Source organism: Nocardioides ultimimeridianus (assembly GCF_054777895.1).
In genome coordinates, this window is record NZ_BAAHAB010000010.1 from 64,030 (window position 1) to 76,567 (window position 12,538).

A 12,538-nucleotide genomic window follows, 5' to 3' on the forward strand; every position below is an offset into this window, starting at 1 on the left:
CGTCAGCCGATGTCGGTGGCGAGCAGGTCGTCGACCGTCTCGCGCCGCACGATCACCTGCACCTGACCGTCCTTGACCGCGACCACCGGCGGACGGAGGGCGTGGTTGTAGTTCGAGGCCATCGAGCGCCCGTAGGCGCCGGTGCCGGGAACGGCCAGCAGGTCGCCGGGGCGGATGTCACCGGGCAGGAACTCGTCCTTGACCACGATGTCGCCCGACTCGCAGTGCTTGCCGACGACCCGCGACAGGACCGCGGGAGCGTCGGAGGTGCGGGAGGCGAGGGTGCAGGAGTAGTCGGCGTCGTACAGCGCCGGACGGATGTTGTCGCTCATGCCGCCGTCGACGCTGATGTAGGTGCGGGTGGCGCCGCCGTCGAGGGCGACCTCCTTGACGGTCCCGACGGTGTAGACCGTGCACATCGACGGGCCGACGATCGCGCGACCCGGCTCGATCGAGAGCCGGGGCACCTCGACGCCGAGGCCGCGGCACTCCTGGATGACGATCTCGCGCATGTTCGCCGCGAGCTCGGCGGCCGGCTTGGGGTCGTCCTGGGTCGTGTAGGCGATGCCGAAGCCGCCACCGAGGTCCATCTCCGGCAGGACCAGGCCGAGCTCGGCGGCGATCCGCGCGTGCAGGGCGAGGACCCGCTTGGCCGCGACCTCGAAGCCGGAGGTGTCGAAGATCTGGCTGCCGATGTGTGAGTGCAGGCCGAGCAGCTCGACGCCCGGGGACTCGACCACCCGACGCGCGGCCTCGAAGGCGTCGCCGCTGGAGATGGAGAAGCCGAACTTCTGGTCCTCGTGCGCGGTCGCGATGAACTCGTGGGTGTGCGCCTCCACGCCGGCCGTCACGCGGATCATGACGCGCGCCGGCGTACCGGTCTCGGCCGCGATCGCGGCGACCCGCTCGATCTCGTGGAAGGAGTCGAGGATGATCCGGCCGACGCCGAGGGTGATCGCCCGCCGCAGCTCCATCGGCGACTTGTTGTTGCCGTGGTAGCCGATCCGCTCGGGCTCGACTCCCCCGCGCAGCGCCACGGTCAGCTCGCCGTCGGAGCACACGTCGAGGAACAGGCCCTCCTCGGCGATCCACCGCGCGACCGTCGTGCAGAGGAACGACTTGCCGGCGTAGTAGACGTCGGCGCCCTCGAACGCCACCTTGAAGGCGCGCGCCCGCTCGCGGAAGTCCTCCTCGTCCATGACGTACGCCGGCGTGTTGACGTTCGCCACGAGGTCCGGGATCGCGATGCCGCCGATGTGCACCACCCCGGCCTCGTCCTTGCGCGCGCTGCTCGGCCACAGGCCGGGCACGAGCGCGTTGACGTCAGCGGGCTCGCGCAGCCAGTGCGGCGACGTACCGGCGAAGTCGCCCGGCGGGACCCTGCCGCTCACATGCGCTCCGGTGCCGTGACGCCGAGCAGGTCGAGGCCGTTGGCCAGGACCGTCTGGGTGGCCTTGGCGAGCAGCATCCGCGCCAGGTTGGCGGGACCGGCAGGCTCGTCGCCCTGCGGCAGCATCCGGCATTCCCTGGTGTCGTACCACTTGTTGAAGACCGAGGCGGTGTCCTCGAGGTAGCGGGCGATCCGATGCGGCTCGCGCAGCTCGGCCGCGCTCGTGACGACCCGGGGGTACTCCGCCAGCGCACGCAGCAGCTCCCCGTCCCGCTCGTGGTCGAGCAGGCTCGGGTCGAAGGCGTCACCGGTCGGCAGCTCCATGCCGAGGTCGGCGGCGTTGGCGAGCATCCGGCAGGTGCGCGCATGGGCGTACTGCACGTAGTAGACGGGGTTGTCGTTGGACGCCTTGGTGATCTCGGCGACGTCCAGGGCGAGCGGCGAGTCGGCCGGGTAGCGCACCAGCGAGTAGCGCAGGGCGTCGACGCCGATCTCGTCGGCGAGCTCCTCCAGGGTGATGAAGGTGCCCTTGCGCTTCGACATCTTCAGCTCGTCGCCGTCCTTGATGATCTTGACCAGCTGGCCGATCAGGACGTCGAGGGTCTGCGCGGGGTCGTCGCCGACGCACGCGGCCATGGCCTTGAGCCGGCCCACGTAGCCGTGGTGGTCGGCGCCGAGCAGGTAGATGCAGTGCTCGAAGCCGCGGGCGCGCTTGTTGAGGTAGTACGCCGTGTCGCTGGCGAAGTAGGTCAGCTCGCCGTCGCTCTTGATGAGGACGCGGTCCTTGTCGTCGCCGAAGTCGGTGGTGCGCATCCACAGCGCGCCACCCTCCTCGTAGACGTGCCCGAGGTCCTTGAGCCGCGCGAGGGTGTTCGGGACGCCGCCGGTCTCCTGGCCCTCCTCGTGCAGCGAGAGCTCGGAGAACCAGACGTCGAAGTGGGTGTGGAAGCGCTCGAGCTGGTCCTGCTGCTCCTTGAGCTGGATCGCGTAGCCGACCTCGCGCACGGCGGCGGTCCGCTCGGGCTCCGCGAGCGTGAAGATGCCCGGCCGGGCCGCCTCGACGGCCTTGGCGAGGTCGTCGATGTACCCGCCGGCGTACCCGTCCTCGGGCTTGGGCTCCCCCAGTGCGCTGGCGATGATCGAGCGCGCGAAGTTGGTCATCTGCACGCCGCGGTCGTTGATGTAGAACTCGCGGGTGACGTCGGCGCCGGCGGCGCTGAGCACGCGGCCGATGGCGTCGCCGAGGACCGCCCAGCGGGTGTGCCCCAGGTGCAGCGGGCCGGTCGGGTTCGCGGAGATGAACTCGACGTTGATCCGCTGCCCGGCCAGCGCGTCGTTGTGCCCGTACGCCGATCCGGCGGCCACCACCTCGGCGGCGACCTGGCCCTGGGCGCCGGCCTCCACGGTCACGTTGAGGAAGCCCGGACCGGCGACCTCGACCTCGGCGATCCCCTCGGCCTCGCGCAGCGCCGAGGCGATCAGCTCGCCGAGCGCGCGCGGGTTGGTGCCGGCCTTCTTCGCCAGCTGCAGCGCGACATTGGTGGCGTAGTCGCCGTGGCCCTTCTGCCGGGGCAGCTCGATGGTGACCTCGGCCGGCACCCCGTCGGGCAGCGCGACCTCGCCTCGGCCCACCAGCCCGGTCAGGACATCGACGATGGCGGCGGAGAGCTGGTCAGGAGTCACGCCCGAAGCGTATCGAGCGACCTCGGTTTCCCTCGCGTCGATATCCCCCGGTACTGTTCGTGACCACGCGGCATCGCATGCGGATGCCTTCGTAGCTCAGGGGATAGAGCACTGGTTTCCGGTACCAGGTGTCGCAGGTTCGAATCCTGCCGAAGGCGCGCAGCACGAAGGCCCGGACTCATCAGAGTCCGGGCCTTCGGCGTACCGGAGCCCCCTTGTTGCAAACGACTTGCAACAACCTAGAGTGGGCATGTGCCCCGACTCGCCTCGTTCCGCGCCACCCTCGGCGCCGCGGACCGGCGGAGCCTGTGGGCCATGGGGACCGTGATCGTCGCCCTGCACCTCGCCGGGTTCGGCCTGCTGCTCGCGTACGTCGCCCCGAACCACCTGCTGAGCACGGGCGTCGGCGTCCTGGCCTACACCTTCGGCCTGCGGCACGCGCTCGACGCCGACCACATCGCGGCGGTGGACAACACGACCCGCAAGCTGGTCGGCGAGGGCGGCGAGCGCCAGCCGCTGTCGGTGGGCTTCTGGTTCGCCCTGGGCCACGCCACGATCGTGTTCCTGCTCGCACTCGCGCTCGCAGCCGGCGTGAAGTCGCTCGTGGGCCCGCTCGAGGACGACGGCTCCACCCTGCACGCGATCACCGGCGTCATCGGGCCGAGCGTGTCGGGGACGTTCCTGTGGCTCCTCGGGCTGCTGAACCTCGCCGCGCTGCTGGGCATCCTCAAGGTGGCGCGGCGCCTGCGCTCGGGTGAGTACGACGAGGCGCAGCTCGAGCACCACCTGCACCACCGCGGCCTGATGAACCGGCTGCTGGCGCCGCTGACGCGCGCGGTCACCAAGCCGTGGCACATCTACCCCGTCGGCGTGCTCTTCGGCCTCGGCTTCGACACGGCCACCGAGGTCGGCCTGCTCGTCCTCGCGGGCGGCGCGGCCGCCGTCCAGCTGCCGTTCTGGTCGATCCTGGTGCTGCCGATCCTGTTCGCGGCCGGGATGCTCCTGGCCGACACCGCGGACGGGGTGCTGATGAACGCGGCGTACGGCTGGGCCAACACCCAGCCGGTCCGCAAGATCTTCTACAACCTGATCATCACCGCGATCTCGGTCCTGGTGGCCCTCGTCATCGGCACCATCGAGCTGGTGGGCGTCCTCGCCGACCGGCTGTCGATCACGACCGGTCCGATGGCCGCCATCGCGCACATCCCGATCGACTACGCCGGCTACGCCGTCGTGGCGCTGTTCGTGGGCTCGTGGCTGATCGCCCTCGCGATCTGGCACTTCGGCCAGATCGAGGACCGCTGGTCGGCCAACCTCGCCGACTGATCCGCGGCGCCGCGACAATGGCGCGGTGACCACGACTCGGATCGTCACCGCCAACACCCTGTACAAGCTCCCGCGCGACCAGGCCGCCGCGGTCCTCGCCGACGTCCTCGCTCCGGAGCCCGACCTGGTCGGCCTGCAGGAGTGGTACGTCGTCCGCCTGCCGCTCCTGCGTCCCACCGGCTCGGTCCGGATCACGCCGGGGCTGCCGCTCGCGGTGCCCGGCGGGGACCGCTACCACTGGATCACCGGGCTCGGCGGCGGCAACGCGGTCGGGGCGCGCGCGGACCGCTTCGAGCTGCTGCACGCCCACCAGCCCTGGTTGAGCCTGCCGGGCCCGACCGACCGCGACGACCGGCTGCTGGGCCTGGAGCCGCCCCGCGAGGCCACCGTCGGCATCTTCCGCGACCGCGAGGCGGGCGACACCGTGGCGATCCTCAGCTACCACCTCGTCTCCGGCGCGTTCAGCGGCCCCGACCCGCGCCCGGACCGCCCGCGGCTGGTCCGCCGGCACGCGCACGAGGTGCGCCGGGTCGAGGAGATCACCGCGGGCCTGAGCGCCGCCGGCCACCGGGTGTACGCCGTCGGCGACTCCAACCACACCCTGCAGACCTTCCGCGGCCTGACCTCCGCGTGGGAGGGCCGCTCCCCGGAGCCCACCTGCGGCGGCAACACCCTGGACGACGTGCACGGGCCGGGTCCGGCGACCTCGGTCCGCACGATCACCACCCCGAGCGACCACCTGGCTGTGCTGGTCGAGCGCTGACCGTCGTCCGCGCTCGCGCCATCAGCAGTGCAGCGTGGCGTCGTTGCGGGCGTCGTCGCCGAAGCGCCGCGCCATGGCGACGTCCGGAGCCACGACGTCGGCACCCCCGATCACCATCCCGTGGCCGAGGACCACGCAGTTGGTGACCTTGGCCGGGTCGACGTCCGCGACGGCGTGCGCGAGCGTGAACAGCTCGGTCGGGCCGAGGTCGGTCGCGAGGTTCTTCATCACCGACAGGATGCCGCGGGCGAGGAAGCCCGGGCGGGCGCGCATCCGGTGCACCTTGGCCTGGATGCCCCGGATGACGCGGTCCTGGTTGAGGTCGCGGTCGAAGTCGCCGCGCGGCAGGGTGTGCCGGATCCGCGAGAACTTGAGGGCCGTGAGCTGGTTGAGGTGGATCCGGCCCTTCTTGAAGCCCTGCGGCCAGATCTCGGGGTCGTTGAAGGCGTAGGGGTTGTTCACCGTGATGCCGCCGATGGCGCGGATCATGTGTTGGAAGTAGTGGAAGCGCGTCACGAACACGTAGTCGGGCTGCAGGCCGATCAGGTTGCCGACGGTGCGGCCGAGCAGCTGCGGGCCGCCGTAGTAGAGCGCCGCGTTGATCCGGCTCATCCCGACCCCGGGGATGTCGACCCACGAGTCGCGCGCGACCCCGATGTCGGCGGCCGCGTGGGTCTTGGTGTTCATCACGATCAGGTGCAGCGCGTCGCCGCGGGTGTGCAGCATGTTCTCGCCCGGGCGCGCGTCGGAACCGACGGCCAGGATGACGATGACGTCCTTGCCGTGCGCGAGCTTGCCCAGGTCGGTCCCCTCGGCGGTCTGCATCCTCACCAGGGCGGAGTACGTCGGGTTGACGGCTCCGTTCGGGACGACGAGGGCGGCGACGGCCAGGATCAGCGCCAGCAGCGCGGTGCGGAGCGAGCGACGTACGACGGTGGCGGTGCGGGTGCTCATGAGCCGGCCTTCCTGGGGTGGCAGGTGTGGGTGACGTCGTACCCGAAGATGCGCCAGCCGGGCTGGGACCGGGTGAGGCTCACCGTGCCGCCGACGACGCAGCGCTGCGACGCGCCGCCGGTGGTGTCGTAGGTCAGGTGCAGCACCGCGGTGATACCCCGGGCGGCTCCCTTGACGGCGAGGATGTCGAGGTCGGCCTCGCGCCGCTTCGCCTCCACCGCGGTGACGCCGCCCATGCCCGCGTTGCTCAGCAGGTCGGCGTCACGCTTGGCGAGCTTCGCGGCACCGGCGGTGAACGAGCCGGCGAACGGGTCGGCACCGCCCGTCGAGAGGTACGCCGCCCGCCACCACCGGTCGATCACCCCGCCGACGTCGCTGCGGAGCCGGCCGCGCCCGGCCACCGGCAGCTTGCCGGTGATGGTGCTCAGCCGGACGACCAGCGGGACGCCCTGCGCTGCGGGCGTGGGGCTGGGGGCCGTCGAGGAGCTGTCGAGATGGGAGCAACCCGCCGCCGACAGGGCCGCTGCGAGCACGATCACCACGGCGACGAGCCGCGTGAGCCGGTGCGTTCCGAGCATCGGACAACCTCCAGATCGGGCGCCTGAACGGGCGTGGACCTACAGCCTGCCCGACAGTCGTGACCACTCGCCGCATTTGGTTGCCGATGGGTCTAGCCTTGCCCATGGGCGCCGACCGGTCCGGGGTCGGCTCCGGGGGTACGCCGGATCCCAAGCACTCCGGTGGCTTGTGAAAGCGGAAGAGGCGAAGCACGTCGTGACGCAGTCGAAAGACCAGCAGTCCACCAGCTCCAACGGCTCGGGAGCGCCGTCGGGGATCGATTTCGGCGCCAACGAGTGGCTCGTGGAGGAGATGAAGTCGCGCTTCGACGCCGACCCCTCCAGCGTCGACCCGGCCTGGGCGGCGTACTTCAAGGGCAGCGGGAACGGTACGCCGGCACCTGCCGCCTCAGCCGCGCCTGCCGCCTCGGCCACGCAAGCCGCGCAGCCCGCCCCGCCCACCGGCAGCATCCCGATCCCCAAGGCCAGCTCGCGCGCCGAGGTGAGCCCGGCGGCCAAGACGATGCCGACCAAGCCCACCGCCGAGTCCAAGCCGACGCCGAAGGACGCGCCCAAGCCGGCGCCGGTGCCCGTCAACGACGAGGCCACCGTCACCGTCCTGCGCGGCATCCCCGCCGCGACCGCGAAGAACATGGACATCTCGCTGTCCGTGCCGACCGCGACCTCGGTGCGCAACATCCCGGTCAAGCTGCTGTGGGACAACCGGATCGTCATCAACAGCCACCTCAAGCGGGCGCGCGGCGGCAAGGTCTCCTTCACCCACCTCATCGGCTACGCGATCGTGCGGGCCATCGGCTCGATGCCGGAGATGAACAACACCTACGCCGAGGTCGACGGCAAGCCGTCGATGGTGACCCCGCCGCACGTCAACCTGGGCCTGGCGATCGACCAGCAGAAGCCCGACGGCACCCGCCAGCTGGTCGCCCCGTCGATCAAGGCGTGCGAGTCGATGGACTTCGCGCAGTTCTGGACGGCGTACGAGGAGATCGTGCGCAAGGCCAAGAACAACAAGCTGACCATGGAGGACTACTCCGGCACGACCGTCAGCCTCACCAACGTCGGCGGCATCGGCACCAACAACTCCGTGCCGCGGCTGATGCAGGGCCAGGCGGCCATCATCGGCGTCGGCTCGATGGAGTACCCGCCGGAGTTCCAGGGCGCCTCCGACGACACCATCGCGCGCAACGCCATCTCGCGGATCATGACGATGACGTCGACGTACGACCACCGCGTCATCCAGGGCGCGCAGTCCGGTGAGTTCCTGCGCCAGGTGCACCAGTACCTGCTGGGCGCGGACAACTTCTACGACGACATCTTCCGGTCGCTGCGGATCCCGTACGAGCCGATCCGCTGGAACAACGACATCGCCACGTCGCACGACGACGAGATCGACAAGCAGGCGCGGATCCTCGAGTTGATCCACGCCTACCGGGTCCGCGGTCACCTGATGGCCGACACCGACCCGCTGGAGTACAAGCAGCGCAGCCACCCGGACCTGCGCATCGAGTCGCACGGCCTGACCCTGTGGGACCTCGACCGCGAGTTCCCGACCGGCTCCTTCGGCGGCTCGGGCCGGCGGTTCATGAAGCTGCGCGACATCCTCGGCATCCTGCGCGACTCCTACTGCCGCACCACCGGCATCGAGTACATGCACATCATGGATCCCGACCAGCGCCGCTGGATCCAGGAGCGCGTCGAGCAGCCGCACACCAAGATGCCCCGCGAGGAGCAGCTGCGGATCCTGCTCAAGCTGAACCAGGCCGAGGCCTTCGAGACCTTCCTGCAGACCAAGTTCGTCGGGCAGAAGCGGTTCTCGCTCGAGGGCGGCGAGACCACGGTCCCCGTCGTCGACGAGATCTGCGAGGCGGCCGCCCAGGCCGGCCTGGCCGAGGTCGCGATCGGCATGGCCCACCGCGGCCGGCTCAACATGCTCGCCAACATCGTCGGCAAGTCCTACAACCAGATCTTCCGCGAGTTCGAGGGCAACATCGACCCGCGCACGGTCCAGGGCTCGGGCGACGTCAAGTACCACCTCGGCGCCGACGGCACGTTCGTGGCCGGCAGCGGCGAGACCATCGCCGTCTCCGTGGCCGCGAACCCCTCCCACCTGGAGACCGTGGACCCGGTGCTCGAGGGCATCGCCCGCGCCAAGCAGGACGTCCTCAACCAGGCCGAGGACTTCCCGGTGCTGCCGATGCTGCTGCACGGTGACGCCGCGTTCGCCGGCCAGGGCGTGGTCGCCGAGACGCTGAACCTGTCCCAGCTGCGCGGCTACCGCACCGGCGGCACGATCCACCTGGTCATCAACAACCAGGTCGGGTTCACCACCTCCCCCGCCGCGTCGCGCTCCTCGCTCTACGCGACCGACGTGGCTCGGATGGTCCAGGCGCCGATCTTCCACGTCAACGGCGACGACCCGGAGGCCTGCATCCGCGTGGCCCGGCTGGCGTTCGAGTACCGCCAGGCGTTCCACAAGGACGTCGTCATCGACCTGGTCTGCTACCGCCGCCGCGGTCACAACGAGGGCGACGACCCGAGCTACACCCAGCCGTTGATGTACGACCTGATCGAGCAGAAGCGCTCGGTGCGCAAGCTCTACACCGAGTCCCTGATCGGTCGTGGCGACATCACGATCGAGGAGGCCGAGCAGGTCCTGCGCGACTACCAGGCTCAGCTGGAGAAGGTCTTCACCGACGTACGGGAGGCGGACGCGAAGCCGGACGCCTGGACGACCGTCCCGGACTACCCGGAGAAGCAGGTCTACGAGGCCACGACCGCGGTCACGCCGGAGGTCCTCAAGCGGATCGCCGACGCCTACGTCACCCCGCCCGAGGGCTTCACCGTGCACCCCAAGGTGATGCCGCAGCTGCAGCGTCGCTCCGCGGCCATCGCCGACGGCCCGATCGACTGGGGCACCGGCGAGATCCTGGCCTTCGGCTCGCTGCTGATGGAGGGCCGCCCGGTCCGCCTCGCCGGCCAGGACAGCCGCCGCGGCACGTTCGTGCAGCGGTTCGCGACCATCATCGACCGGGTCAACGCCGACGAGTGGACGCCGCTGGCCAACCTCACCGAAGACCAGGCGAAGTTCTTCGTCTACGACTCGCTGCTCAGCGAGTACGCCGCGCTCGGCTTCGAGTACGGCTACTCCGTGGCCCGCCCCGAGGCGCTGGTCCTCTGGGAGGCCCAGTTCGGCGACTTCGTCAACGGAGCCCAGTCGGTCATCGACGAGTACATCTCCGCGGGCAAGACCAAGTGGGGCCAGGACTCCGGCGTGGTCATGCTGCTCCCGCACGGCTACGAGGGCCAGGGCGCCGACCACTCCTCGGCGCGCATCGAGCGGTTCCTCACGCTGTGCGCGGACGAGGCCATGGTGGTGGCCCAGCCCAGCAGCCCGGCGTCGTACTTCCACCTGCTGCGGCGGCACGCCCTCGGCGGCGACCACAAGCCGCTGGTGGTCTTCACGCCCAAGTCGATGCTCAAGCGCAAGGAGGCGGCCTCGCAGCCGTCCGACTTCACCTCGGGCACCTTCCAGCCGGTCATCGCCGACGACAGCGTCGACGCGGCCAAGGTCACCACGGTGCTGCTGGTCTCCGGCCGGCTCACCTGGGACCTCATGGTGGAGCGGAAGAAGAGCGAGCGCGACGACGTCGCGATCCTGCGGGTCGAGCAGCTCTACCCGTGGCCGACCGAGGCCATCCGGGCCGAGCTGGCGAAGTACCCCAACGCCAAGGTCAAGTGGGTCCAGGACGAGCCGTACAACCAGGGCCCGTGGCCGACGTTCTACCTGAACATCGTCCCGGACCTCGGGCGTGCGGTGCAGCCGGTCACCCGTGCCGCGTCGTCGACCACCGCGGTCGGCACGGTCAAGCGGCACATGGCCGAGCAGCAGGACCTGATCGCCCGCGCCTTCAGCTGATCCATGTACTTCACGGATCGAGGCATCGAGGAGCTCGAGCAGCGCCGGGGTGACGAGGAGGTCACCCTGGCCTGGCTCGCCGAGCGGCTGATCGAGTTCGTCGACACCCACCCCGAGTTCGAGAACCCGATCGAGCGGTTCGCGACCTGGCTGGCGCGGTTGGATGATGAGGAGTGAGGCCAAGCGCAGGAGCGCGCTCGAAAACGATCCGCTGACGAGAATTCAGCGGTGCGCTTCTGCGCTTGCGCCGAACGACGAGTCAGCAGCACGGAGTGCTGCATGACCCCGAGGACTGAGGACCACTAGGGTCGGTCGGGTGAGCGAGCAGGCACCCGCACAGGTCACGTACGCCGAGTGGGGCGAGCGCTTCTTCGAGTACGCCGTCACCCTCGACCGGGTCCTGGACGGCGTCAACGTCCTGGCCGGGCGTCCCATCGACGTGGGGCCGCTCGGGGTCGGGCCGGGCCGGATCGCCAAGGTGACCGCGAAGGGCGCGATCGGCACCGCGACGGGCCGACGGGTCGGCGGGATGCCGGTGCGCTTCGAGGTGACGCTGCCGGTGCGGATCGAGTTCGCCATCGACCTGGGCATGGACCTGCACCGCTTCGACGCGCACATCGAGGTGCCGCTGGTGATCACCGCGCACGGTCGCAGCGACCTGTCGATCGCCATCGACGTCACTCCCCCGAGCTCGCGCGAGATCGTGGTCGACCTCGTGCCGCAGGGGCTGCGCGCGTCGCTGATCCGCCGCGCGGCCGGGGTCGACGTCGAGCTCAAGCGGTTCGTGGCCAAGTACGTCGCCCGCGAGATCGAGAAGCCGCACGTGGCGGCGGCCCGCGTCATCGACGTACGGACGGCGCTGGACCACGCGGCGGGCGGCGTCGTACCCAAGGAGGAGAGCACGATCGCGGCCGAGATGACCCAGGACCTTCCCGACGCGCTGCGCACCGAGATCGAGCAGGCCGCCGAGCAGTTCCTGGAGGAGGGCGAGTGACGGCGTACCCGCCCGCGCCGTGGCAGATGCACGGCTCGATGTGGCTGTCGGTCTTCCGGCTCGGGCGCGCGGTCGACGAGCGACACCCCGCCGGGACGTACGGCGTCGCGCTGGTCGACTACCAGGAGCCGAGCCCGCTGACCTACGGCGAGCTCCTGCTCGCGCGCACCTGCACGAACCGCGCCGGCAAGCGTGCGGTGACGATCACCGACATCTGGGTCGACTCCCCCGCGTCGATGGCGGGCGGCCGCGAGCTGTGGGCGATCCCCAAGGACCTGTGCGACTTCGACTTCATGTCGTCCCACCGCGGCCCGCTGACCTCCACCGAGTGGACGGCGTCGGTGGAGCGGCGCCCGATCGTGGAGGCCTCCTTCACCGACGTCTCCCGCGCCGCCCCTCGGGTGCCGTTCACCGGCCTGGTGGAGCAGCCGGGGATCCCCGAGCACCCCGAGGTGGCCGACGTGGTGATGAAGGGCAACGCCAAGGCGCTGCCGTGCCGCGCGCACTGGCACTTCGCCGCTGACGGGCCCCTCGGCTTCCTGCGAGAGGCCCGTCAGCTGGGCTCGTTCCGGATGTCAGGGTTCCGGCTGCACTTCGCGTGACGCCTCGGCGGTGCAGAGGTGACGCCTCGGCGGTGCAGAGGTGACGCCTCGGCTACTCGGCGTCGAGGTCCTGCTCGACGAGGGCCGCGATGGCGGCGACGTCCGCCTCGTCCTCGCCGGAGACCTCCACCTGGGCGCCGTTGCCGGCACCGAGGGTCATGATCAGCAGCGCGGAGCTGGCGTCGACGGGCTCGTCACCGGGCACGGCGAGCAGCACCTCGGAGTCGAGCTCGGCGGCCGCCTCGGAGATGATCGCGGCGGGGCGGGCGTGCAGGCCGACGGCGGAGCCGACGACGACGGTCCTGGTGAACATGGGTGTCTCCTCTTCGTGG

At 70.6% G+C, this 12,538-nt stretch carries 11 protein-coding genes and 1 tRNA gene; 7 read left to right on the forward strand and 5 right to left on the reverse strand.

What is annotated here, in order from left to right; genetic code table 11:
• Positions 1 to 2: 2 nt before the first annotated feature.
• A complete protein-coding gene (gene lysA, locus ACYU8V_RS10945; RefSeq protein ID WP_460847320.1) occupies positions 3 to 1,391 on the reverse strand; it encodes a diaminopimelate decarboxylase in 1,389 nt (462 codons plus the stop codon).
• Entirely contained in the window at positions 1,388 to 3,073 is a 1,686-nt protein-coding gene (gene argS / locus ACYU8V_RS10950) for an arginine--tRNA ligase (RefSeq protein WP_460847321.1), read from the reverse strand. Before argS ends, lysA begins: the two co-directional genes overlap by 4 nt.
• A gap of 85 nt (positions 3,074 to 3,158) precedes the next feature.
• Between argS and ACYU8V_RS10955 the strand changes: the two genes are divergently transcribed.
• The 3 genes from ACYU8V_RS10955 (at position 3,159) to ACYU8V_RS10965 (ending at position 5,162) form a co-directional block, all read left to right on the forward strand.
• Positions 3,159 to 3,231 (forward strand) — tRNA-Arg (locus ACYU8V_RS10955).
• Between the two features lie 94 nt (positions 3,232 to 3,325).
• Positions 3,326 to 4,399, forward strand: coding sequence for a Nickel transporter NicT (gene nicT, locus ACYU8V_RS10960; RefSeq protein WP_460847323.1), 1,074 nt, complete (start codon positions 3,326 to 3,328; stop codon positions 4,397 to 4,399).
• A 25-nt stretch (positions 4,400 to 4,424) separates the two neighbouring features.
• The gene (locus ACYU8V_RS10965) at positions 4,425 to 5,162 is read left to right on the forward strand and encodes an exonuclease/endonuclease/phosphatase family protein (RefSeq protein WP_460847325.1); all 738 of its coding nucleotides are present in this window, start codon (positions 4,425 to 4,427) and stop codon (positions 5,160 to 5,162) included.
• Between the two features lie 21 nt (positions 5,163 to 5,183).
• On the opposite strand, the gene ACYU8V_RS10970 is transcribed toward ACYU8V_RS10965, so the two are convergent.
• Positions 5,184 to 6,116, reverse strand: coding sequence for an LCP family protein (locus tag ACYU8V_RS10970; protein WP_460847327.1), 933 nt, complete (start codon positions 6,114 to 6,116; stop codon positions 5,184 to 5,186).
• Complete coding sequence (locus ACYU8V_RS10975; protein ID WP_460847328.1) at positions 6,113 to 6,694, reverse strand: hypothetical protein; 582 nt, start codon at positions 6,692 to 6,694, stop codon at positions 6,113 to 6,115. Before ACYU8V_RS10975 ends, ACYU8V_RS10970 begins: the two co-directional genes overlap by 4 nt.
• Before the next feature lie 256 nt (positions 6,695 to 6,950).
• Between ACYU8V_RS10975 and ACYU8V_RS10980 the strand changes: the two genes are divergently transcribed.
• The 4 genes from ACYU8V_RS10980 to ACYU8V_RS10995 all read left to right on the forward strand — a co-directional run bounded on the left by ACYU8V_RS10980 (position 6,951) and on the right by ACYU8V_RS10995 (position 12,206).
• Positions 6,951 to 10,610, forward strand: a complete 3,660-nt coding sequence (locus ACYU8V_RS10980) for a multifunctional oxoglutarate decarboxylase/oxoglutarate dehydrogenase thiamine pyrophosphate-binding subunit/dihydrolipoyllysine-residue succinyltransferase subunit (RefSeq protein WP_460847454.1) — start codon at positions 6,951 to 6,953, stop codon at positions 10,608 to 10,610.
• A 3-nt stretch (positions 10,611 to 10,613) separates the two neighbouring features.
• On the forward strand, positions 10,614 to 10,787 hold the full coding sequence (locus ACYU8V_RS10985; protein WP_460847330.1) for a DUF6104 family protein: 174 nt from the start codon (positions 10,614 to 10,616) through the stop codon (positions 10,785 to 10,787).
• 139 nt (positions 10,788 to 10,926) lie between these two features.
• A complete protein-coding gene (locus ACYU8V_RS10990) occupies positions 10,927 to 11,604 on the forward strand; it encodes a hypothetical protein (protein WP_460847331.1) in 678 nt (225 codons plus the stop codon).
• Positions 11,601 to 12,206 (forward strand): acetoacetate decarboxylase family protein, encoded by a 606-nt coding sequence (locus ACYU8V_RS10995; RefSeq protein WP_460847332.1) that lies wholly within the window; start codon positions 11,601 to 11,603, stop codon positions 12,204 to 12,206. The genes ACYU8V_RS10990 and ACYU8V_RS10995 overlap by 4 nt, the downstream gene beginning before the upstream one ends.
• 52 nt (positions 12,207 to 12,258) lie before the next feature.
• Here the strand turns inward: ACYU8V_RS10995 and ACYU8V_RS11000 are convergent, their stop codons facing one another.
• Positions 12,259 to 12,519 (reverse strand): HPr family phosphocarrier protein, encoded by a 261-nt coding sequence (locus ACYU8V_RS11000; protein ID WP_460847333.1) that lies wholly within the window; start codon positions 12,517 to 12,519, stop codon positions 12,259 to 12,261.
• Positions 12,520 to 12,538 lie beyond the last annotated feature (19 nt).